General features: G+C 40.0%; 25 protein-coding genes and 4 pseudogenes. 17 read left to right on the forward strand and 12 right to left on the reverse strand.

The genetic code is table 11. The annotated features are described in order from the left end of the window. Positions 1 to 112, forward strand: a pseudogene (locus tag CKY02_RS18720) (IS630 family transposase); the annotation flags it as partial. Positions 113 to 388: 276 nt separating this feature from the next. After that, positions 389 to 1,018, forward strand: coding sequence for an AAA family ATPase (locus tag CKY02_RS18730; RefSeq protein ID WP_112896454.1), 630 nt, complete (start codon positions 389 to 391; stop codon positions 1,016 to 1,018). Between the two features lie 65 nt (positions 1,019 to 1,083). Here CKY02_RS18730 and CKY02_RS18735 read toward each other — a convergent pair whose 3' ends face one another. Genes CKY02_RS18735 through CKY02_RS18745 form a run of 3 tightly spaced genes read right to left on the reverse strand, consistent with a single transcriptional unit; the run spans position 1,084 to position 2,777 of the window. Continuing rightward, the gene (locus CKY02_RS18735) at positions 1,084 to 1,806 is read right to left on the reverse strand and encodes an Imm52 family immunity protein (RefSeq protein ID WP_112896455.1); all 723 of its coding nucleotides are present in this window, start codon (positions 1,804 to 1,806) and stop codon (positions 1,084 to 1,086) included. A 13-nt stretch (positions 1,807 to 1,819) separates the two neighbouring features. After that, positions 1,820 to 2,428: a restriction endonuclease fold toxin 5 domain-containing protein gene (locus CKY02_RS18740; RefSeq protein ID WP_112896456.1), complete on the reverse strand. Its 609-nt coding sequence runs from the start codon at positions 2,426 to 2,428 to the stop codon at positions 1,820 to 1,822. Position 2,429: 1 nt separating this feature from the next. Then, positions 2,430 to 2,777, reverse strand: coding sequence for a hypothetical protein (locus CKY02_RS18745; protein ID WP_040149637.1), 348 nt, complete (start codon positions 2,775 to 2,777; stop codon positions 2,430 to 2,432). A 410-nt stretch (positions 2,778 to 3,187) separates the two neighbouring features. On the opposite strand from CKY02_RS18745, the gene pyrG reads away from it, so the two are divergent. The 9 genes and pseudogenes from pyrG (at position 3,188) to CKY02_RS18790 (ending at position 11,641) form a co-directional block, all read left to right on the forward strand. Next, entirely contained in the window at positions 3,188 to 4,825 is a 1,638-nt protein-coding gene (gene pyrG / locus CKY02_RS18750; RefSeq protein ID WP_112896457.1) for a glutamine hydrolyzing CTP synthase, read from the forward strand. Between the two features lie 73 nt (positions 4,826 to 4,898). Further along, positions 4,899 to 6,200 (forward strand): phosphopyruvate hydratase, encoded by a 1,302-nt coding sequence (gene eno / locus CKY02_RS18755; protein WP_112896458.1) that lies wholly within the window; start codon positions 4,899 to 4,901, stop codon positions 6,198 to 6,200. Between the two features lie 146 nt (positions 6,201 to 6,346). After that, complete coding sequence (locus tag CKY02_RS18760) at positions 6,347 to 6,604, forward strand: type II toxin-antitoxin system RelB/DinJ family antitoxin (protein WP_112896459.1); 258 nt, start codon at positions 6,347 to 6,349, stop codon at positions 6,602 to 6,604. Positions 6,605 to 6,606: 2 nt separating this feature from the next. Next, a complete protein-coding gene (locus tag CKY02_RS18765) occupies positions 6,607 to 6,933 on the forward strand; it encodes a type II toxin-antitoxin system RelE/ParE family toxin (protein ID WP_146747475.1) in 327 nt (108 codons plus the stop codon). Then, positions 6,888 to 7,001: pseudogene (locus CKY02_RS18770) on the forward strand (type II toxin-antitoxin system YafQ family toxin); the annotation flags it as partial. The gene CKY02_RS18765 and the pseudogene CKY02_RS18770, both read left to right, overlap by 46 nt. A 772-nt stretch (positions 7,002 to 7,773) precedes the next feature. Continuing rightward, entirely contained in the window at positions 7,774 to 8,481 is a 708-nt protein-coding gene (locus CKY02_RS18775; protein ID WP_112896461.1) for a hypothetical protein, read from the forward strand. Between the two features lie 61 nt (positions 8,482 to 8,542). After that, positions 8,543 to 9,724 (forward strand): cysteine desulfurase family protein, encoded by a 1,182-nt coding sequence (locus tag CKY02_RS18780; RefSeq protein WP_112896462.1) that lies wholly within the window; start codon positions 8,543 to 8,545, stop codon positions 9,722 to 9,724. A 22-nt stretch (positions 9,725 to 9,746) separates the two neighbouring features. Next, entirely contained in the window at positions 9,747 to 10,931 is a 1,185-nt protein-coding gene (locus tag CKY02_RS18785; protein ID WP_112896463.1) for an MFS transporter, read from the forward strand. A gap of 500 nt (positions 10,932 to 11,431) precedes the next feature. Beyond that, entirely contained in the window at positions 11,432 to 11,641 is a 210-nt protein-coding gene (locus CKY02_RS18790; protein WP_036780506.1) for a helix-turn-helix domain-containing protein, read from the forward strand. A 332-nt stretch (positions 11,642 to 11,973) separates the two neighbouring features. On the opposite strand, the gene CKY02_RS18795 is transcribed toward CKY02_RS18790, so the two are convergent. The 3 genes from CKY02_RS18795 to CKY02_RS18805 form a co-directional block, all read right to left on the reverse strand. Beyond that, positions 11,974 to 12,696, reverse strand: a complete 723-nt coding sequence (locus CKY02_RS18795; RefSeq protein WP_112896491.1) for a helix-turn-helix transcriptional regulator — start codon at positions 12,694 to 12,696, stop codon at positions 11,974 to 11,976. A 317-nt stretch (positions 12,697 to 13,013) separates the two neighbouring features. After that, on the reverse strand, positions 13,014 to 13,736 hold the full coding sequence (locus CKY02_RS18800; protein ID WP_112896464.1) for a helix-turn-helix transcriptional regulator: 723 nt from the start codon (positions 13,734 to 13,736) through the stop codon (positions 13,014 to 13,016). A gap of 316 nt (positions 13,737 to 14,052) precedes the next feature. Then, a complete protein-coding gene (locus CKY02_RS18805; RefSeq protein WP_112896465.1) occupies positions 14,053 to 14,775 on the reverse strand; it encodes a helix-turn-helix transcriptional regulator in 723 nt (240 codons plus the stop codon). A 981-nt stretch (positions 14,776 to 15,756) separates the two neighbouring features. Here CKY02_RS18805 and CKY02_RS18810 point away from each other — a divergent pair. Continuing rightward, entirely contained in the window at positions 15,757 to 17,142 is a 1,386-nt protein-coding gene (locus CKY02_RS18810; protein WP_112896466.1) for a DASS family sodium-coupled anion symporter, read from the forward strand. A gap of 91 nt (positions 17,143 to 17,233) precedes the next feature. Here CKY02_RS18810 and CKY02_RS25890 read toward each other — a convergent pair whose 3' ends face one another. Both CKY02_RS25890 and CKY02_RS25895 read right to left on the reverse strand, forming a co-directional pair. Beyond that, entirely contained in the window at positions 17,234 to 17,545 is a 312-nt protein-coding gene (locus CKY02_RS25890; RefSeq protein ID WP_238399212.1) for a hypothetical protein, read from the reverse strand. Between the two features lie 132 nt (positions 17,546 to 17,677). After that, complete coding sequence (locus CKY02_RS25895) at positions 17,678 to 18,436, reverse strand: MFS transporter (RefSeq protein ID WP_274382196.1); 759 nt, start codon at positions 18,434 to 18,436, stop codon at positions 17,678 to 17,680. 19 nt (positions 18,437 to 18,455) lie between these two features. On the opposite strand from CKY02_RS25895, the gene CKY02_RS26420 reads away from it, so the two are divergent. Beyond that, a complete protein-coding gene (locus tag CKY02_RS26420; RefSeq protein WP_274382195.1) occupies positions 18,456 to 18,590 on the forward strand; it encodes a hypothetical protein in 135 nt (44 codons plus the stop codon). A 357-nt stretch (positions 18,591 to 18,947) separates the two neighbouring features. Here the strand turns inward: CKY02_RS26420 and CKY02_RS18820 are convergent, their stop codons facing one another. Further along, positions 18,948 to 19,883, reverse strand: coding sequence for a 2OG-Fe(II) oxygenase family protein (locus tag CKY02_RS18820; protein ID WP_112896467.1), 936 nt, complete (start codon positions 19,881 to 19,883; stop codon positions 18,948 to 18,950). Between the two features lie 781 nt (positions 19,884 to 20,664). On the opposite strand from CKY02_RS18820, the gene CKY02_RS18825 reads away from it, so the two are divergent. The 4 genes from CKY02_RS18825 to CKY02_RS25220 are packed head-to-tail and all read left to right on the forward strand — an operon-like array spanning position 20,665 to position 21,947. Further along, positions 20,665 to 21,228, forward strand: a complete 564-nt coding sequence (locus CKY02_RS18825) for a DUF2975 domain-containing protein (RefSeq protein WP_162120633.1) — start codon at positions 20,665 to 20,667, stop codon at positions 21,226 to 21,228. Positions 21,229 to 21,237: 9 nt separating this feature from the next. Next, positions 21,238 to 21,444, forward strand: coding sequence for a helix-turn-helix domain-containing protein (locus CKY02_RS18830; protein WP_112896469.1), 207 nt, complete (start codon positions 21,238 to 21,240; stop codon positions 21,442 to 21,444). A 7-nt stretch (positions 21,445 to 21,451) separates the two neighbouring features. Further along, a complete protein-coding gene (locus CKY02_RS24915; protein WP_167405336.1) occupies positions 21,452 to 21,589 on the forward strand; it encodes a hypothetical protein in 138 nt (45 codons plus the stop codon). Positions 21,590 to 21,629: 40 nt separating this feature from the next. Then, entirely contained in the window at positions 21,630 to 21,947 is a 318-nt protein-coding gene (locus CKY02_RS25220; protein WP_193493172.1) for a hypothetical protein, read from the forward strand. 172 nt (positions 21,948 to 22,119) lie between these two features. Here CKY02_RS25220 and CKY02_RS18845 read toward each other — a convergent pair. From CKY02_RS18845 to CKY02_RS25900, 3 genes and pseudogenes are all read right to left on the reverse strand, one after another. Continuing rightward, a pseudogene (locus CKY02_RS18845) lies at positions 22,120 to 22,269 on the reverse strand (PIN domain-containing protein); the annotation flags it as partial. 213 nt (positions 22,270 to 22,482) lie between these two features. Beyond that, on the reverse strand, positions 22,483 to 22,644 hold the full coding sequence (locus CKY02_RS24920) for a hypothetical protein (protein WP_162120632.1): 162 nt from the start codon (positions 22,642 to 22,644) through the stop codon (positions 22,483 to 22,485). Beyond that, a pseudogene (locus CKY02_RS25900) lies at positions 22,625 to 22,714 on the reverse strand (antitoxin); the annotation flags it as partial. The gene CKY02_RS24920 and the pseudogene CKY02_RS25900, both read right to left, overlap by 20 nt. Between the last annotated feature and the right edge of the window lie 185 nt (positions 22,715 to 22,899).

Here is a 22,899-nt window from a genome sequence, read left to right on the forward strand (position 1 = left end):
CAGGCAGGCAATACATCGCTTTTTTACGGAAATATTACCGGAACTTGCCGGGAACCTGTCGTGCCGTATTAATGACAACTTCCAGGTTCTGAATCCTGCATCTTCAAGTTAAACGGGTATATTGAAATGAATCGATTTTCATATTTATTTAATTTTTTGTCTATGCAAAAATTTTTATTTTATAATTATTTGGTTTCTTTGTTTTTATTTTCTATTTTAATTTCTGCTTTTTGTTTTTTTGTGGTTAAATCATTTTCAGTTATTATGTTTATATCCTATATTTTTCTTTCAGTTATTCTCTCATTTATTTCTTTATTGAGAAATCAGTATGTGAAACTTATTATTCTCTGTGTTATTGTCTCTTTTACATGCTTTTTTGGGGTTATTTATGCTTGAAGTTATTGGACTGGAAGTTATTATTAATGATAAGATTATTTTTTCAGAAAGCAATTGTAATTTTTATGTTGGATTGAACCGTATTGCGGGAATGAATGGGTCGGGTAAAACGACTTTTCTTTCAAGTATTGCGGGTATGAATAAGGTTAAAAAAGGAATGGTTAACTTTATAAAAAAGGAGAAAAAATATCGATGTAATTTACAGAAATATGGTTTTTATGTATCAGATAATGTTGATTTTTATAACTTTATTACTGGGATGGATGTGATAAAGCTATGCAAACGTTATAGGAAAAATAATCTAAGACATCAATTAGATTACTATTTAAATGGTTTTGGCATATCTAAATATTCTGGTATTGAATATGGGCAAATGTCACTTGGCACAAAAAAGAAATTCTTATTGACCTCAGCTTTTATTACGGATGCAGATGTTTATATTTTTGATGAGCCAACAAATGGCCTTGACTCCAATTCAATAACATTTTTAATAGAATTGATGATTTCTATTGCAGAAGAGAAAATTGTTATTTTTAGCTCACATGATGATAGCTTTTTGCAGGGATTAAATTTCACTACCTATGAAATAAATGGTAATAAAATAATGCATCATAGGGAATAAAATATCCTGATTAGTAGTAATGTAGCGTTGCCTGAATGTAAAAACATAAAACAACGCAATTGCCGTTAAACCTCAGTAATTAATGGCAGTAATCCCAGATTTAACAACTGAATTTCAATATCATTGGCTTTATCAATATCATCCTGATTTTCGCCGTCAAAAATGCCTTGTTTGGTGATAATTAATGTCCCCAATTGTTCTTTATCATTGGCAATAGGCAAGATTTCATCTGCCATTGGTAATAATGCGGGATCTATAACAAAGGGTAAATAAATCATCCACCCAGCACTTAACCTGTCGGGGAATACCTGATTTTTCTTCAAGGTATAACCGTTAGTTTCTACCATAATGTAGGGAGCATTACGACTGAGAACTAAAAAAGTAATAAAATCAATCAACCGTGAAAACTGAAACTCTTTTTCGTCAATATTAAGATCTATTGTTATCTCAGTTTGTCCTAACCTGTCACTACGATAGTTCTCATAAAATAGGGAACAGGCAAGATCATCATCTTCACCATCCCAAATACTTTTTCCTATAAAAGGAAAATTTTCTTTGTAATTTTTTTCAAACATTTGAAACGCTTTTTCCGTCGGGTGGTTCTCTTCAAAAACAAGGTGTTCTAATGCTTCTTTACGAGTATGGCCTGTCAAATACCAAGCCTTATGACGGCCAAAAAAGTGATCGATTTGCTGAGTAATTCTATATAAATCAGTTAATACTATTTGGGGACTCAACGGTTCTTGCCGGTCAAAATACAGCTTTATTTCCGGTGATAAAATGATCATTTGTTATCTCGCATTATCTGAATAAGGGGGTATGAAATACTTTAATATTGGGATATTTAGAAAACTCTTTTGAATAGTAAGCCGCGCTCATAGGTTCCATAAAATGCCAGTGGGAACGTGGAATGCCATTCAATGAAGTGCATACTTCTTGCTGCCGTCCTCCTTGGTTCCTCATTGAATCTTTTCCCGTCCACCACCCCATTGGCTTTCCCTTCCTAAAAAACTGATCATATTTAGCTTTAGATTCCAGAAACAGGCATGCTTTTGGTCGCCAGCCATCAAAACTGACCCCCAGACATTCCCATACTTGTATGAGTTTTGCGTCCGGTTTGTAAACGGTTTTGGCTATCTGGAGTTGATAATCAAGGGTAATCTGCGAATATGAACTGGTGCTTTCCCAACTGGGACTCACTTTCTCAATGGCGGGGCAAGCCTTGCATTCTTCCCTTGTTGTACTGATCACATCCGTTCGGGCTTCCGCTTGCTCTTTTTCATCATCCTTGTCTTTTGTCATTTCCGTAACGCCGAGGCCCACACCAACGCCAACCAATATGCCCGTAAGGGCTGATGCTGCATATTCGGCAGCAGTCAGGGCTACCGGAACTAACAGAGGTAAAGGCATGTTAATTGCTCCTTTTCAACAATTTATCTATTATTCTCAAGATATCTTTGTATTGTTGTTCCGGGTTTTCTCCTGCTTCAAGGGCATTTTTGATTTCTGGTACACCGTGGAAATTAAGATTGAAGGCAGTTAAATAAAGGTATGATTTAATCAGCTTTTTATCTTTAAAGCCCAGGTCTTCGATTAAATACCGATAGGCTTCTTTAAGCCGCTTATGCAAATTTTTCTCATCCTCATGCACAACCAAGTCGGCATGTTCTGACAAAATGCATTGCCTGATTTTTTCAATATAAGTATTGTCCTCTGCATCAATAATTTTATCGAATTGTTCCTGAGTCAGTGTAATCATGGCCCCGCTCCTTAAATCATAAGTGACTGTTACCTATAATGGGGCCTTTGGGTTGAGTGTGATTTAGATGAAATGATCACCATAGAAGCAATAATACTGTTTTTTAATCAATTAAAGCAATAAAATCATCCGACATTGAGAATAAACAGACACGATTGACTTCATGGAAAATAAAGTTTGTGTCTGTGCTCATGTTGACATTGACAATGCTATGAAAGGGGCTGTTATCCATGTACAACGAATGAATCGGCTATGTTTAAGCAGAGATGGGGTTAATGTGGGACAACAAAATGTGGGAAAAATACCTTATTTGCGTTCAGATTATTTGTGGCGAATTTAAGGTTCGGGTATACTGCTTTCCCGTCCTGGTTATATCCATCATCTTTTAAACCTAAACTTTCAGGTTCAGCATGAAAACTAATTATATTTTTGTGACCGGCGGGGTCGTATCCTCTCTGGGTAAAGGCATTGCCGCAGCCTCTCTGGCGGCTATACTCGAAGCCCGTGGACTCAATGTGACTATTATGAAACTGGACCCGTACATCAATGTCGATCCAGGTACGATGAGTCCAATTCAACATGGGGAGGTTTTCGTTACCGAAGATGGTGCTGAAACTGATCTCGATTTAGGTCACTATGAGCGTTTCATCCGCACTAAAATGACTCGTCGCAATAACTTCACCACGGGTCGGGTTTATTCCGAAGTTTTGCGCAAAGAGCGCCGTGGCGACTATTTGGGGGCGACCGTTCAAGTTATTCCTCACATCACCAATGAAATCAAAGATCGCATCATCAGTGGTGGTGAAGGTCATGATGTGGTGCTGGTGGAAGTTGGCGGTACGGTCGGTGATATCGAATCGTTGCCATTCCTCGAAGCTATTCGCCAAATGGCGGTCGAAGTTGGCCGTGAACACACTTTATATCTGCATCTGACACTGGTGCCTTATTTGGCGGCGGCTGGAGAAGTCAAAACTAAACCGACTCAGCACTCGGTAAAAGAGCTGCTTTCTATCGGTATTCAACCGGATATTCTGATTTGTCGTTCAGATCGCGTTATCCCTGCTAACGAACGGGCAAAAATTGCTCTTTTCTGTAATGTGCCGGAGAAAGCGGTTATCTCCCTAAAAGACGTTGATTCCATTTATAAAATCCCAGGGCTATTGAAATCTCAAGGCTTGGATGATTATATTTGTAAACGATTCAGCCTCGATTGCCCGGAAGCAAATTTGTCAGAATGGGAACAAGTCATTTACGAAGAAGCTAACCCTTCCGGTGAAGTCACTATTGGGATGGTGGGTAAATACGTTGAACTGCCCGATGCGTACAAATCCGTGATTGAGGCATTGAAGCACGGTGGATTGAAAAATCGTCTAACGGTGAATATCAAGCTAATTGATTCCCAAGATGTTGAAACTCGTGGTGTTGAATTATTGAAGGGACTGGATGCGATTCTGGTTCCTGGCGGTTTTGGTGGTCGTGGTGTGGAAGGCAAAATCATGACAGCCCGTTATGCGCGTGAGAACAAAATCCCTTATCTGGGGATCTGTCTCGGCATGCAGGTAGCGTTGATTGAGTTTTCTCGTCATGTTGCGGGTTTGGAAAAAGCCAGCTCAACAGAATTTGAACCTGATTGCCGGTTTCCGGTTGTTGGTCTGATCACGGAATGGCGTGATGAAGATGGTAATTTAGAAGTGCGTAGCGAAGAGAGTGATCTTGGTGGAACGATGCGTGTGGGGGGTCAGCCATGCCACCTGACAAAAGAGAGTTTAGTGCGCATCTTGTATGGGGCAGATACGATTGTTGAACGTCATCGGCATCGTTATGAAGTGAATAACTTACTGTTGAAACGTATTGAAGATGCGGGTCTGCGGGTAGCGGGTCGTTCAATGGACAATAAGCTCGTAGAAATTATTGAGATTCCAGAGCATCCTTGGTTCGTGGCTTGTCAGTTCCACCCAGAATTTACTTCCACTCCTCGTGATGGTCATCCATTATTTACTGGTTTTATTAAAGCAGCCGGTAAATATCAGAAAGGCCAGCTCAAATAAGATGTGCAGTGAGTGACGGTGTGAAGTGTTTCCGTCACTTACCTGAAATGTAACTTGTACTGAGGAAAACCTAATGTCCAAAATCGTTAAAGTGATCGGTCGTGAAATCATTGACTCCCGTGGTAACCCAACCGTAGAAGCAGAAGTGCATCTGGAAGGGGGGTTTGTGGGTTTAGCGGCTGCACCCTCTGGTGCATCTACCGGTTCCCGTGAAGCGTTGGAACTGCGTGACGGTGACAAATCCCGTTTTATGGGTAAAGGTGTACTGAAAGCTGTTGATGCAGTAAATGGCTCGATTGCACAGGCAGTTATCGGTCAGGATGCTAAAGATCAGGCTAACATCGACAGGATCATGATCGACCTGGATGGTACTGAAAATAAATCTCAATTCGGTGCTAATGCGATTCTGGCGGTTTCTCTGGCTAACGCTAAAGCCGCAGCAGCAGCGAAAGGCATGCCGTTGTACGAGCACATTGCTGAATTGAATGGTACTCCGGGTAAATTCTCTATGCCGTTGCCGATGATGAACATCATCAATGGTGGTGAGCACGCGGATAACAACGTTGATATCCAGGAGTTTATGATTCAACCGATTGGAGCAAAAACGCTGAAAGAGGCGGTTCGTATCGGTTCTGAAGTTTTCCATAACTTGGCTAAGGTTCTGAAAGCAAAAGGCATGAGTACTGCGGTTGGTGACGAAGGGGGCTATGCGCCTAACCTGGAATCTAACGCGGCTGCACTGGCTGCTATTAAAGAAGCGGTAGAACAAGCGGGTTATGTTCTGGGCAAAGATGTCACTTTGGCTATGGATTGTGCCGCTTCTGAATTCTACAACCCAGAAACGGGTAACTACGAACTGAAAGGTGAAGGTAAGACTTTCACTTCTCAAGAGTTCACTCATTACTTAGAAGATTTGACCAGAAAGTACCCGATTGTTTCTATCGAAGATGGGTTGAATGAATCTGACTGGGAAGGTTTCGCTTACCAGACAAAGGTATTGGGCGAGAAAATCCAGTTGGTTGGTGATGACCTGTTTGTTACCAATACTAAGATCCTGAAAGAAGGTATTGAGAAAGGCGTTGCTAACTCTATTCTGATTAAATTCAACCAGATTGGTTCTCTAACTGAAACGCTGGCGGCGATTAAAATGGCAAAAGACGCAGGTTACACTGCGGTCATTTCTCATCGTTCTGGTGAAACTGAAGATGCGACTATTGCTGACCTGGCAGTAGGTACCGCAGCAGGCCAAATCAAAACCGGTTCTATGAGTCGCTCTGATCGCGTTGCTAAATACAATCAGTTGATCCGTATTGAAGAAGCTTTGGGTAACCGCGCTCCTTTCTATGGACTGAAAGAAGTAAAAGGTCAGGCTTAATAGGTAATTAATTAAGTATTAGAATTAAGCAGGAGGGGTAAAACCCTCCTCAGATAATTGGCTACCAAGTCATATTTATAATCTTTTGACGTGTGGCTACAAAAAGGCTACGGTGTTCTAATCAAACACACAGGGGAGCATTTACTATGACTAATACTGTTGTCAGAGCCAGGGTGTCACCAGCCTGCAAAGCGGCGGCAATGGCAAATGCCAAAGCACTTGGGCTCGATTTGTCTACCGTTATACGTATGGTTATTAATCGATTAGCCGCAGAAGGTCGGCTGCCGGATGGGTTGCTGCAACCGAATAGCGAGACGTTACAGGCAATTCATGATCTAGAGAACGGGATAGGTGTTCACCGTGCCAACACGCTTGATGAATTAAAAAGTGATTTAGGTTGGTAACAGTGCTGATTTTCGTTTATCAGAGCCGATTTAAAAGGGATGCCAAAAAGTACGTTAACAATAAAAAAGCGCAAGAAATCATTATGAAAACTCTTGCGCTTTTGCAAACCGGCCAGCCATTACCACCGAAGTACAAAGAACACCGTCTGAGCGGTAACTATACCCTATGGATTTCAAGATGCATCGCGACGGCAAGGGAGCGAATCCCCGGGAGCATAGATAACTATGTGACCGGGGTGAGTGAGTGCAGCCAACAAAGAGGCAACTTGAAAGATGACGGGTATATATTGGTTATTTGGAATGTCATGGAGCACCGGATTTACTTCTGATTTATCGACGTACGGACACTGAATTGATCTTGTATCGAGTTGGTAGCCATGCTGATTTATTCGGATAGTAAGAGGATAACTGATGGATTTTTAAATATGTTTGTTGAGCGGAGAGCTAGCTGTGATTCGAAGAGAAAGAATTAAGTTGAGCTGTGTGTAATAGGTTGATGTTTGAGCATGACAAACCTGAAATAATTTTATTCTTCCAAATGAAAGGCTAAAACCCTCCTTCACAAGGGTAATAGCCTGATAACTTCTACAACGTCAATTTTTGAGTTTTCCTGAGGCAGTCGGTCGGTGCAGCCATGTTTTCACATATGAAACTTTTCGCCGATGGCTTAATAGCGAGAATCCCCCCTTTAATGTTGCTGAGAAGATTTACCTTGATATAACGGATTTTAGTTAGCTGTCTCAACAACAGTTCGGACATATCCATACTTGGCAACTAGAGCCTTGTATTGGTGTGACAGAATTACCCGGTCAGCTGAGAGCTAAATGATGTCCGATGGTCGGGCTCAGAGCTTCGACTGCAAGGTTAAAAAGAAAAAAACATTTAAACAAGACGAAGATCTATTTTTTAATAGAAAAGACACGCTAACCTTTAGTCAGAACTCAGCTTTTTTATGGCAATTATACTTTTGCTTGATATCAGACATATTTATTTCATAACCGGGGTTGCAAGAGAAAAAGATATTTAACGTACGTGAAATTATAAAAGATCGTCTTATTTTCCATTCGTTATATCAACCACTCTTTAAGAACGCCCCGATCCAAAAATTAATGGATTCTTGCGGTCATCCTTATACGTACGATCCATCTTGGGAAAGGATATTGATAAAAATGAATCAGCGAGAAACTAACGTAAGCATACTGGCAGGGAATTCACGAGTTTATCTCAATAAGGATAGCGAGATAGTTATCGAGGCTCAGTTGAAAGCCTTTGAGGCTGCTCTGATGTTCGCCAAACGAAGCCAAGATGAATGTGGTCAATTACCGAGGATATCTGTGGCATTCGATCATCATGGGATATTCCGCCTCCAGTTCCTGATAAATAACCTCACTAATTCTCAAAAACGGAACCCCCGTCTGAGTCATCTCCACGCCTCGATCAGGAATATCTTTTTGCCCGTAGCAGAAAAATATCAGATTCCGCTCAGTGAAATACGTGTTATTCACGAAGATTCAGCCAGGCAACACCTTGTCCACATCCTAGCCTCTGGGGAAATACCCGAAATTATCACTCGACGGATGGTGTCCAAAAACCTTGCTGACGGCAAACCGTCGACATCAGATACTTCTTACGAAGAGCCAACTCAGAAACTCACCTGTGCGGCAATTACGAAGGAATATTTTGAGAAAGCCGCAGGTGATCACAAAGGTTCAGACGCTATTCTGGAGGTATTCTTTGAGGACTGCGCTTGGTCGAGAGCTTTGGCATATGTGCGTGGGCTGCAACTCAGCCACATGCTCGGAGTTTCAACTGCCATTCGTCTTAATCTTGTTAATGAAGAGGGGGAGGTGAGTAAAGGCGATGTAGTTACTGCCTAGCAGATATAGTCAAGATAATAAAAAAATAATTTCATCTTTGTTTGTTAAGGGGGAAAAATTTATGTACAACTTAACTCGGCCGATATATTTGGATAACAATGCTACAACGCCATTAGATCCCGACGTGCTTCAAACTATGATGCCCTATTTTACCTGCGCTTATGGAAATGCTGCCAGTAATCACCATGCATTTGGGTGGAAAGCTATGGAAGCGGTTGAGAATGCAAGAAAAGTGATATCAACATCGATAAATGCGGCGAGTCATTCCGATATTATATTCACGTCGGGTTCCACCGAGTCGAACAATCTTGCAATCGCGGGCCTTCAACATCGGGGCAAAAGGGGGCATGTCATCACATCGACAATTGAGCATAAAGCTGTTCTTGATTGTTGCGGTAGGCTCGAAGCAATGGGAACGGAGGTGACCTATTTACCGCCGCAAAGCGACGGCGTCGTATCCCCAGATTCAATATCTCGTGCAATAAGAGATGATACCTATCTCGTTTCGATTATGGCCGCTAACAACGAGATTGGTTCAATACAAAAAATTGAAGAGATAGGCGCGATCTGTAAGGAACATGACATTCCTCTTCATACTGACGCCACGCAAGCGCTCGGCAAAATAAAATTTGATGTACAGCGCATGAATATAAGTCTTGCCTCATTTTCCGCGCACAAAATATATGGACCAAAGGGGGTTGGTGCACTTTATATCGATTCACGCAATAAGAATATAACACTCGCTCCTCTCATTGTTGGAGGGGGACATGAGCGAGGCTTACGCTCTGGAACCCTCAACGTTCCGGGGATAGTAGGATTTGGGCGTGCCGTTGAACTGTCTGTTAAAAACTTGCCTGATGAGTCGATGAGGTTACGTTATTTAAGGGATTTACTTCGGTCGTATATTATCGAGAATGTGGCTGACGTTCGGATAAATGGTCATCTTACCGAATGCCTTCCCGGTCTGTTAAATGTCTCTTTCAACGGCTTGGATGCTGACTCGCTTTTGCTGGAGCTTTCCGAGGTTGCGTTGTCCTCTGGGTCTGCATGCACATCCGCTAACAGGGCGCCGTCACATGTACTGAAAGCAATAGGAGTCAGTGATGCACAGGCTCAAGCCAGTGTGCGTTTCGGACTAGGAAGATTTAATAATGAAGACGAGATACGGTATGTTTGTCTCCGTCTGGAAAAAGCGGTGAATAAACTGAGGTCAATGGCGCCAAAGCCATTTGGCGTCCTGTAATAATTAAGATGGAGTTTGACTCATGCGAACAATGTCGGCATTTTTTCTCCTGTTCGGAACCCTGTTCACTGCGGGGGGATATGGTGCCACCTTTCTTATTTCCGCGTATTTTCGGTCACAAGGGGGGAGTGACATTGACACTGGGACGACCCTTAGCGTGGCCTTGATCGGCACCTTGATTGGCGTTCCTTTGGTTGGATGGTTTGCTGGGCAACTGGAAGCATCGCGCCTTGCAGCCCTAGCGGCGCTGGCGATGTCTTGTGGTTATTTTCTTTTAGGCGGTTTCAGCGGTGAATTGGGTTACATTCCGCGTATCGCAGCGTTCTTGATTGGACTCGGTTGGGGAATGTTCTATATCAGTGGGCCTATGGCATTGTCGGAGCGTGTCACTGACGTTGACAGGGGGCACTGGTTTACTCGCTTCAGCGCGTTTCAAATGGCTGGGATTTGCGGCAGTCCCATCCTCCTTGCCGCGGCGGTTGAACAGGCAGGAGTGCCCATCCGAGTAACATTTCTCTTTGTTGGCGTCATTGGCATCCTCGCCTCACTACTTCTGGCGACCTTTGGGGTCAGGGAACCGCATGGTCAACGGGAGTTATCACTGAGACCTTGGGTGAGAAAAATAACCAAGATTGCTGCAAGTAGTGCGATCCGTCCCATTGTGATGGTGGGTCTGGGAGGCGGCGTATTCTCCGGAATGATGTCGTTCCAGAGTTCGCTGGTTGAAGGGACTCAAGCAAATGCAAGTACATTCTTTGCTGTACATGCAGCGACTGTGGTTGTGTCGCGGCTTTTGTTGGCCCGACGTTTATCGACGATGCCCCGTACCCCATTAGTCATCGCGCTGATGTTATTCTTGATTATGGGCATTCTAGCCCTGCTAGGCGTACCGGTTCACCCTATGTTCCAGGTTGTGGCGGCCATGTTAACGGGGATAGGCTATGGATTGGTGTATCCCGTTATTCAAACATGGGCAGTAAACGACTCTGCGCTTGAGAATCGTCATGCTGCTCTCACTTGGTTCGTTGTCGCCTACTTTGTGGGGATATTTGGATTTCCGGCAATCGGTGGATGGATATTAGTTGGCGCGGGCAAAACCTTATTTATCCTAACTCTAGCTGCAATAGCTTCTCTTGAACTTATGGTGGCAATATTGGGAGGACGGTGGTTTTGTCGCATTAAAGGCAGGCTGATGGCACAGAATTAAGCATGTTAACGTCATTCAGCCAGTCGATAATTATCGGCTGGCTGATTTGTTGTTGCACAAGCAATTTTTCGATGGCCATGAAGTAGTTAAATTCAGAATCTCTGTAGTCCCGTGCTTCGACATTATCGATTGAGCTGGGACAGTCACTTAGCGTTATTCCTCGTAATTGAAGAGTTTTTTAGGACATTCATTAATGTATTTAATGCTCTTCCAACATTTCCCAAAATAACTAAACTTTTTAAACATTCTAGTATCTATAAAAGAGAATTTATTAACAATTAAAGTTCATTTATGACTTTTGAACGTTAGATATAACATTTTCCTATTCGGAGAATATTTGGCTGTACTTAGCGGGGTTTAACGTTTTAGTTCAGTTATTTTTTAATATTCCGCACCAGTACGGACTCAGGGAAAAAGCTGTAACAATATAAAAACATTAATTTGAAGAGAGTATGAATATAGCACCTTGAATAACCAAACTGAGAGGAGAATCAGTAATGATTGTAAAAAACGACTGGCACCCGGCTGATATTATTGCAGGGCTTAAAAAGCGGGGAACGTCGTTATCTGCTATTTCAAGAGAAGCGGGGCTTGCATCATCCACTTTATCAAATGCTTTGCACCGTCCGTGGCCTAAAGGTGAACAGCTCATTGCTACTGCTTTAAATTGTGAACCTTTCGAAATATGGCCAAGCAGATATTCTAAATGAATTAAAATAAACTTCTCGAAAAAAAGTTAATGAGAAGAGATTAAATGCCTGAAACTTTTCTGATATATTGTGGAAAGTTTTAGGTATGTTCATAGGATTAGAATAGAGTTATTAACGTCGCGTTTTGATGCTTGTCATAATTAATTTTTTTCGGCATCAATTATTTAATATTTTATTATGTGGGAATTCCTCTTTATATCTCTGTTGATTTCACAGATTACCAGATAGGCGTAGTATTACATAAGCGGATGAAACAAAACTTTTTGGGAGGGGAGTAGGATTCTGCTTGGCAGAACCCTAATGACATAGTAACGACAGCGATGCTGTAATTGTTATGCTAAAGGTATATAGGGATTCGTGTTAATAAATCGAGTAGGAGCATAGTTATCATACCCCTTACCCCTGCAATATTCTTTTAACTGGCTTAATGAATTTATTCCTATTTTCTGATAAATGATATGTAGCCTGCTTTGTACCGTTCTATAGGTAATATCTAATTTTCTCGCTATGTCTTTAGCGCTTAGCGATTGTAATGCAAAAAATACTATATCGAACTCTCTATCAGTAAATAAATCAGTTGGTTTGCCAAAAGTTAATGAGTCAGGCTGAATGTTGTTTTCAAAATGATACATGGAATAAATTTCAAGTTTTGTACCGTGACCAACAACCCCAATGCATTTCCCATCCTTCATTAGGGGGGTAACATTGAGCATAAATGGTTGGATCATTTTTTGTTTCCCACCATAAGTCAAGGTGTTTAATACTGGAATGTTTTTTTGACTCGTCATTACAACATCACAACTAGCTTGTATAATATTTTCAAACTCAGACCACGGTGCTGGACACTCACCATCAAGCCTCCCTTCTATATTAAAACCTTTAGGAAGACCGCTGTAATAAATCATTGCATCGTTGGCATAGATGAATCGATGTTCGTTGTCTTTTATAGCCCAAATATCATTGCTGTTTTCCATATATGATATAAAGGCGTCAAAGCTTTTTGAATGAACATCCAGATCCTTGTTTACAGAGAAACTCATCGTGTTATCTTTCATAATTTCACCTATATGATTAAACGGTAAAACTGGAATAACTTCCATGTAAGGTTATCACTTTTGCGACACAATGGATAATTATATTTATGAGTTTTTGGGCACCTATTTGGTGCGGACGATTTTACAAAGGAGCAGTTTCCTGTAATCACCTTCCATATGCTAATATTCTATATTGTGTAAAATTTTTATTAGTAATTATGTTTTTAATGAGTAATTGCAATATGAAATATGCTGGATGGAATGTGAGAGAAACAAGGCTTAAGGTTCTGCCAAGCAGAACCCTAATAGCATAATGACGATAACGGTGTGGTTCATTGTTATACTAGAGGTATATAGGGATTCGGGTTAATAAATCGGGTAGGAGCATAATTATCATATCCCTTATCCCTGCAATATTCTTTTAGCTGATTTAATGAGTTTATTCCTATTTTTTGATAAATAAATTGTAACCTGCTTTGTACTGTTCTATATGTGATGCCTAATTTTCTAGCTATATCTTTAGCGCTTAGCGATTGCAACGCAAAAAATACTATATCGAACTCTCTGTCGGTAAATAAATCAGTTGGTTTGCCAAAAGTTAATGACTCTGGATGAATGTTATTTTCAAAATGATACATGGAGTAAATTTCAAGTTTTTTGCCGTGTCCAACAATGCCAATGCATTCTCCATCCTTCATTAGCGGTGTAACATTGGTCAGAAATGGTTGGATCATTTTTTGTTTCCCACCATAAGTCAAGGTGTTTAATACTGGAATGGTTTTTTGACTCGTCATTACAACATCACAACTAGCTTGTATAATATTTTCAAACTCAGACCACGGTGCTGGACACTCACCATCAAGCCTCCCTTCTATATTAAAACCCTTAGGGAGGCCGCTGTAATAAATCATTGTATCATTGGCATAGATGAATCGATGTTCCTTGTCTTTTATAGCCCAAAAATCGTTGCTGTTTTCCATATACGAAATGAAGGCGTCAAAGCTTTTTGAATGAACATCCAAGTCTTTGTTTACAGAGAAACTCATCGTGTTATCTTTCATAATTTCACCTATATGATTAAACGGTAAAACTGGAATAACTTCAATATAAGATTATCATTTTTACGACACAATGAGTAATTATGTTTATCAGTTTTAAAAGGAGTTTATCTTTTATGCGGATGATTTTACAGAGGAGCAATTTCCTGTAATCATTTTCAATATGCTAATATTCTATATTGTGTGAAATTTTTATTAGTAATTATGTTTTTAATGAATAATTGCAATATTAAATATGCTGGGTGGAGTGTGAGAGAAACAAGGTGTAAGGTTCTGCCAGGCAGAACCCTAATAGTGACGATAACGATGTGGTTCATTGTTATGCCAGAGGTATATAGGGATTCGTGTTAATAAATCGGGTAGGAGCATAATTATCGTACCCCTTACCCCTGCAATATTCTTTTAACTGGCTTAATGAATTTATCCCTATTTTCTGATAAATGATATGTAGCCTGCTTTGTACCGTTCTATAGGTAATACTTAATTTTCTGGCAATATCTTTAGCGCTTAGCGATTGCAACGCAAAAAATACTATATCGAACTCTCTATCTGTAAAAATCTCAGTTGGATTGCCAAATGATAATGATTCAGGAGGTTTATTAATTTCCATATGATACATTGAAAAAATTTCTAGCTTTTTAGCTCTGCCTACTACGCCAATCGACTCTCCATCTTTTATCAAAGGCGTGACGTCCGCCATAAATGGTTGAATAATTTTATCCCTACCGCCATACATAAATGTAATCAAAGTAGGAATGACTTTTTTTTCCTCCATCACTCTACGATCATTAGATTGAATAATATCAGCAACCTCGGACCAATAAACCGGACATTCACTATCCAGTTTACCTTCAACATTAAACTCTTTGGGTAGCCCGCTATGATGAAGTCCATAGTCATTCATATAGATAAATCTCGACTCATTATCTTTTATATACCAGAACTCATTACAGTTCTCCATGTACGATATGAAAGCGTCAAAGCTTTTTGAATGAACATTAAGATCTTTATTTACAGAGAAACTCATCGTTTTATCTTTCATAATTTCACCTATCATGATTAAACTGTAAAACTGTAAAACTGTAAAACTGTAAAACTGTAAAACTGTAAAACTGTAAAACTGTAAAACTGTAAAACTGTAAAACTGTAAAACTGTAAAACTGTAAAACTGTAAAACTGTAAAACTGTAAAAAGCTCCATGTAAGGTTATCACTTTTACGACGCAATGAGTAATTATGTTTAGGGGATTTAAAAGGAGCACCTCTTTGGTGCTAATTATGTTTTTAATGAAGAATTACAATGTGAAATACTTTGGATGAAATGTGAAAAAAGTTAGCTGTTCATGTAATCGGTTTTATGAAGCGTGAAAATGATAATTTTGCATTGATTTTCGATCTTGCTTATAACTGGATAGTAAAATAATTTTGTAGCTCGTGGTCCTATTCACTCAGGTTAAATCATGTGGATTATCGCTTTTCGTGCCATTTGAAAGTAAAGGATTATAGAAACTTTCATTTATTCAAGTAGTAAAACTTTCCCCTCATAAAGCTATCAGTGAAAAATAAGAAAAAATTGGTTTTGTTCGTGCTCATATAAAAAACACCATACCTTAAATATGCCAGTTTAAACTTACTTTATATTACTTTAACCCGTTAAACCACTTGGTAAGTTAATTCACCAGATTTTTAATCATAGTTGATACGAAAACATCCCCTAGTTTTTTAAATGGGTTTGTCAATAGCTTGAGAGAGGGAGAGTTCTCCTGTTTTTTATGCCCGAAAACTTTCATAAAACGTAACGATTTCCTATACCTATAAAGATGTAATAATGTGATGTAACAACAAAAATTTGTATAAAATACCATCTATTACGATTTAATCGGCTAGTTATCGCGCTTTAGATCCCAAAATTTAAAGAACTGCATTTGCTTCCTGGAGAAGACTCCTTATATTCACACGCCTTGTATTTTTTTAACAATTGTAGCAATGGTGGATCAGATATCACCGGCGCTAATGGAGTCACCATGGATGTTTCTGAATCTTTAACCACAGCTATAAGGCCAAATTTTTCGAATAAAAAAGGCTTAATTATTCTGGCTGCTGATATTGCATTACTATTTATTCTACTTAATACGTTACCGTTTGGTGAAAAAGCTAATGCAGGTTTAGCACTAATGGTATTTGTTGGCGTGCTGTGGCTTACCGAAGCTATTCACGTCACTATTACAGCATTATGTATTCCAATTCTGGCAGTTGGTATGGGATTGATGAATACGGGAGATGCGCTGAAATCTTTTGCTAATCCCATCATCTTCCTGTTTTTTGGTGGCTTTGCTCTGGCAACCGCACTCCACATCCAAGGATTGGACAGACTGATTGCTAACCGTCTGCTGATGATTGCCCGTGGACGTTTGTCTGTAGCGGTGATGTTGTTGTTTGGTGTGACGGCGGGTCTTTCCATGTGGATCAGTAACACAGCGACTGCCGCGATGATGCTGCCATTAGTCTTGGGTATTTTGTCTAATCTGGATGCGCGTTCTGAGCGCCATACATTTGTATTTGTGCTGTTGGGTGTAGCTTATAGTGCAAGTATCGGTGGCTTAGGTACTTTGGTGGGAAGCCCGCCAAACGCGATTGCAGCGGCGCAACTGGGTATCGATTTCTTCAATTGGATGAAGTTTGGGGTTCCGTTGGTGGTTATTCTGCTGCCAATGATGGTGGGTGTTATGTATCTGATGCTGCGCCCGAATTTGAATCATAAATTCGACATGAAACTGGAAAAACTGGATTGGACTGGCAAGCGTCTGATGACCATGCTGATCTTCCTATTAACCGTATTTTGCTGGATCTTTAGCACGGTTATCAGTTCTGCCTTAGGGGGCGTGAAAGATCTGGATACCATTATTGCTGTCAGTGCTGCTGTTCTGATTGGTATCACGGGGGTGGCGAGTTGGTCGCAGATTCAGAATAATACCGAGTGGGGTGTGTTGATACTGTTTGGCGGTGGTCTGACTTTAAGCGCTATTTTGAAAAACTCAGGTGCTAGTGAAATCATGGCGAATGGTATGGCGGCTACTTTTGGCGCAAGCCACTGGTTTGTGATTATTGTTGCGGTAGCTGCGTTTATTATCTTCCTGACTGAATTTACCAGTAATACAGCCAGCGCAGCTTTGCTAGTACCGATATTCGCAACCGTTGCGGAAGCGTTGGGGATGCCGGTAATGACGCTGACGCTTATTATCGGATTTGGGGCATCCTGTGCCTTTATGTTGCCGGTTGCCACGCCACCTAATGCGATTGTTTTCAGCTCCGGTCATATTAAACAGACTGAAATGGTCAGAGTGGGTATGGTGCTGAATATTGCCTGTATTGCTATCATCTCTCTGTTTGCCTGGTTATTCTGGTTGTAACTGAAAATTTACTTATGTCCCTCTGGATACAATAATTATTCAATATCCCCATCAAATATATGGTGGGGAAATAAAGCCAGAGGGCGAAGATTCATAGAGAAAGATTTGTCGAACGCGTTAGCCAGAAATCTAATATTGTCAATGTAAGACCGATAACCAATCCTACCGATAACACAATCATGGCTACGGGGGGACCTCCCTTTGCCAGTCCTATCATTGCTAACGGTACCAAGCTCAAAATGCCCAGATTATTGAACGTTTCTGCAAAGGCTAGAACCATACCTTTATTAGCACTTGCTCTTGTCACCAAAACCACTGTACTTGAAGGTGCTCCAGCACCAAGCGCGATTCCCCAAAATATCAAACACCCCAATGAGCCGAAGAGTGTAATTGGAACGAGCATGAAAACTGAGATCACACCAGTTAGTAGCAGACTGACAACGACTAAAGTCGCTTCTTCTCGACCGCAAAGCTTGCGAAGCCAACCTGTTGAGATATTTCCTATACCCAGACCGACACCAAAGGCTATAACGGTCTAGCCGATTTCGGTTGGACCAAATCCGTACTGTTGACGTAAAACTTCTCCCGACAGAAGAAAAGCAGAGACACCGGCACCATTCCAGGCCCCTTTTGCAATGAGTGGCCTGACAATTGACCATTGCCGAAACCAGACTAATTGCTGGCTTATAAGCTCTTTTGATGCCATTTGCGTCGGAAGACAGTAAAACCCTGCGATAAATGTGACGGTGCAGCCAAGCGAGCTAAATAAAAATGGTGCTTGCCAACTAATGAGGTCAGTAAGTATTCCCGCTAAGGCTGGGCCAAATGCAATACCGAAAGTCATGCCAAGCATAACGACTCCCATTGCTCCCGCCTGGTGGTTATAAGGAACGATATCGGCGATCAAGGCAAATACGGTGGGTATGATTACCGCTGATGCTATACCGCCAAAAATTCGCAGTATGATTGCGATTTCAAGAGTGGGTGCAAGAATGATAGCGAGACCATCTACGGCGAAAAACAATAAGGAACCCAGAAGCAATCTGCTCCGATTAACACGATCTGAAAAATATCCGAGTACCGGGGCTGCCAGAGCATAGGAAAATGCATAACCAGACACTAACCAGGATGCTCCGACGGTGGTCGTCCCGAAGGCTACTGCTAAAGGGGTAAGCATAGACGATAACATGAATTCGGTCGCGCCGACGAAGAATACGGTGACTGAAAGGATAAATAAAAACGTGTATTTTGTACTTTGTTCTAAAGTGGATGAATATTGCGTTTTTTTGTTCATAAGATCGATTTAACTCCATATGTATGCCTTATGGATTTCAAGATGGATCGCGACGGCAAGGGAGCGAATCCCCGGGAGCATAGATAACTATGTGACCGGGGTGCGCGAGTGCAGCCAACAAAGAGGCAACTTGAAAGATGACGGGTATAGATAGATATTCGTATATTTTTTGCGATAAAGCGTGATGAACCAGTGACGTAGGAAAGCTGTTGTGAAATACATATTAAGGGAGGCGGTACCAGACCAGATTAAGCAGATGTGAAAATATTAAATATTACAAAGGAGAAAAGGGAAGCGCATTAGTAATATACCCAATAAAGAAAGCGAGCAAGGAATTAATTTATCGGATTAGATATGTCGGATACCGGATATAAGAACGGAGTTTATCCTTTGTGTACATTCTTTTAGCTACAGGAAAGATTAGCTTTGAATCGATATGACAGACACCGATATAAAGGTATCTGTCAGCTCAAATCTGCGTTATGACCTTGATTTATTGTGCTAAGAATATCTACAAAGTGTCATTATCATCATCGTATGTTCGACTCGCTTCCTGGATAACAAACTCTTTAACGGATTGAACTTTGATGGGGCCGTTGGGACCATATTTGTAGACATTACCAGCCAGATCGCTAACTAAAAACATGACATATGACATTCTATCGCACTGCCTATTTCTTTCTGTGCGAGCAACGCCATGTATATTGGCTCGAACATTCGGGATTAAATTTTCTGTCAGCACTTCGATCGAACTACCAAAGTTAATTATTAGGTATCCTGGAACAGGATCAATAGCTAAAAGCTCATCATTTATATAGGCAAGAAGGCCACGTTCAGTTGATCTTAGAACTGTCACCCATCCTGAATCCCGATGAAATTTAGAGCCTCGGGTGGCTTTCTCTGATCGGAAGTGGTTAAACGATAACATCTGGTTTCCTAGCCCTTCTGAAATACCATTGGTGACAAGTTCCCAGTCATGGCGAGGAATACCAACATAAGTTAATACAGAGCGTAGTACACATATACCGACGTGTGCCATATGGTGACCCAGTGTGGCGACCTCTGATGGCATGAGGTTCCAGTGTTCCCGTTCGAGGCGGAACTGTTCCCATTGATCATGTTCTCTGTTGAAATAACCTTCGTATTCGTTGGAAAAAGTATATGATTTGAATCCCGTATAGGGTCGAAGGTCACCTTCTGTGGCGGGTTCAAAGAAGTGGTATGCAAATCGATCACCATATTTAAAATCCATATATGGTGGTGCTTTCAGAAGGAAAAAACCATCCCGGAGGGCTCGATTAAAGCCGTCGTTGTCAGTAAAAATGAGATTATCTCCCTCTAGATAGGAGCGCGCCATGTCTGCTGATTTATATGTTTTTGAGGCTTCGCTTTCCGATGGCATTGGTGGTAATTTCACTGGCGCTCGCGTTGTTGATGAGGTTTTCATAGTCGTAGTCCTTAGGTATAGTGATAGAATTTTTATTTTATTCGTGAATATCTTTGATTTTTTGATGAAATTTGCTAGCCATTCATAATGGTATACAATTTTCTATTCTTATTAGTTCGAAATAAAAGAAGTCTGGAAATTGAACCCGATAAGTTGTATTCAATATAATGTATCTTCACCTAGTTTATTATTATAGTGTATTAATTCGTTTTTTCGTTATACTTATGTCTAAATAATTGTATTTTGTCGATTTTTATTAATTGGTAAATATAATTATTTGTATTTTTACAATTGTTATTAATTTTATTGTAATTATCTACATTGGAGAAAGCATATGAAATTAATTTAATGGTAATTTATAATAAAGAGCTTATCTAACTGCTATTTGTATCTGAATTTATGTTTTTTTAGCATAACTAAGTATTAAAATCATCTTTTTCTTGATGACAGATATATTTGTTATTTTAGAGTTTATCCTTATGGGAATTTATTCCAGACAATGAATCTATATGCCGGGTGAAATATATATTTTTATTTTTATATCATGGAATAATCCTATTAAGATAGGTTTTTAAATGTAAAAAGTATCTTTGCTTATAGGGAAAAACTGTTCATCTACCTTATCTGTTCATTTTTCTTTTTAAAAAGATGCTTAAAAAACAATTTGTTACTTAATTATTATAATCCAAGGTATAAAATTATTATCGTTTTACGATAAGAAAATATTGTTTTGTGGTAATTTTTGGCTATAGTGTGATCATGCTTGATGATAGGGGTAAGTATGACAGACTCTTCAAAATTGGATCGAATGACTAATCTTAGCTTAGTCATGTCTAAATTTTCTCTGTTAGTCATCACGGTGGCTATTATAATTAACATTTTTAGTTGGTTGAAGCCAGAATTGATCCTGGAGAAATACGGACTTGGGTTTTCTCTCACGGAGAGAATATTACCTAATTTTGATATATATTCTTTCAGTTGGTGGCAGCTTACCGGTGGAATTCTCATAACAAGTATCCCGTTGTCATCATTAATATTTAGCTTGTGGGCTTTACATCAACTGTTTAGAAGTTATAGCCAAAGGGATTACTTTTCAAAGAAAACAGCAAGGTATTTAGGATTTTCTGGTTGGGGAGTGATTGGTTGGAGTATGTTAGATATTCTATGTGAGCCTTTGCTAACTTTATGGTTAACGATGAATGAGTCACCGGGGAGTCATTTTATATCAATAAGTTTGACTACCGGCCATTTTGTCGCTTTTTTTATGTCGGCTTGCTTGGCCATAATTTCTCGTATTCTTTATCAAGCCTGTGATATATACGCTGAAAATCAGAGTATTATATAGGGGTACACTGTGTCAATTCATATGACTCTAGATGTAATGATGGCAAAGAGGAAGGTTAAATCTAAAGATCTCGCGTTATTAATAGGAATTACCGAACAGAATCTGTCTTTATTAAAGAAAGGAAAGATTAAGGGAATTAGATTTTCTACTTTAAATGCTATATGTCAATATTTGGAGTGTCAACCTGGAGATATACTGGAGTTTAAAAAAGATTAGTTGGTTAGTGTTAGTTAGTATTGTTAATTGTTATATACCTGTCATCCTTCAAGTTGCCTCTTTGTTGGCTGCACTCACTCACCCCGGTCACATCGTTATCTATGCTCCCGGGGATTCGCTCCCTTGCCGCCGCGATGCATCTTGAAATCCATAAGGTATATCAATTTAGTAAATAAGGAAAAGAGATGAAATTTCTATCATATGCTTTATTGCTTGGTCTGGCTTATATTCCGTTTTCTTTTGCAGAAACATCAGTAAATGATGTTAATAATGAAATTCATGCCAATGAAAAAGGTGCCTTGAGTAAATGTACAGATTTACTTCCCAAAGGGAATTTATATACAATTAGTGTTGTTGGAAAGTCAGATAAGAAAACGGCGAATGTAGATGGAAAATTTAAAGGAAGGTTTGATGTTTCCGATGAAACAAAAAAGCCTTTAGATAAGAAAAGAAGTGAAGAGGTAAAACCTTTTATTCAATGTGTAAAAGATACTGTACTGTGATTTGAGATTTGTTTAAAATTAAGATACCTGAGACACAATCAGCTTTTTTGCAAGTATTTAGTTTGTGGAAGTCCTCAGGTATATTTAATTTAAAAGAGTTTTATTATAAAGTTGATGCAAAAGCTGAGTAATGAAATTATTTCTATGATTTGGATATTTCCTGGTTTTATTTTTATAATGTCCAATCTTCAAGGGGCAAATCCGGTATCATTGAGAACGCTTTATCGTTCGTTACCATAGTGATCCTTCGGCTGAGTGCGAGAGCGGCGATAAGTTGATCGAGTGCTCCCATAACTTTCCCTTTCTTTTCCATAGTCGCTCTCTAGAGTGCCGCAGCTTATAAACTTTAATGGAATCTAAAAAGGCGTGTACCGTGATTACTTCACTCCAGCAAACGGATCACGATTTGCTATTCCTTGCTGTCGTTCATCAGCATCTAGAAATGTTGAAGGTACAGTTGTCTTTATCAAGTAAATTGAAAAAATGCTCTAAATTATCTGGTTTGGCTGGTTGTTTTGACAGGATAATATTACCGTTATCGTCTCGACGGATATATATACCCGTCATCTTTCAAGTTGCCTCTTTGTTGGCTGCACTCACTCACCCCGGTCACATAGTTATCTATGCTCCCGGGGATTCGCTCCCTTGCCGCCGCGATGCATCTTGAAATCCATAGGGTATACACGGTCTGTGTCAAACTCAAATTCGACGGGTAATCTTACCGCTTGATTCCGGCCATTTTTAAATAGTTTTGCGATTCTTTCCATTGTAATCTCCTTCTCTAATCATATGCTAAAGCATAGGCCACAAGCAGGCATATATCAAAGCATATGTTTTAGTATGCTGGCCTAAATGAGGGCCCTTTTCCAAGCGGACCCCATTTACCAAGGAGGAGTGGTAAATGGAGCGACGGGCTGCTAGCAGCGTACGGTAATATTAGCGGTTGGCCCAA

The organism is Photorhabdus bodei, assembly GCF_003287735.1.
Lineage (GTDB): Bacteria > Pseudomonadota > Gammaproteobacteria > Enterobacterales > Enterobacteriaceae > Photorhabdus > Photorhabdus kayaii.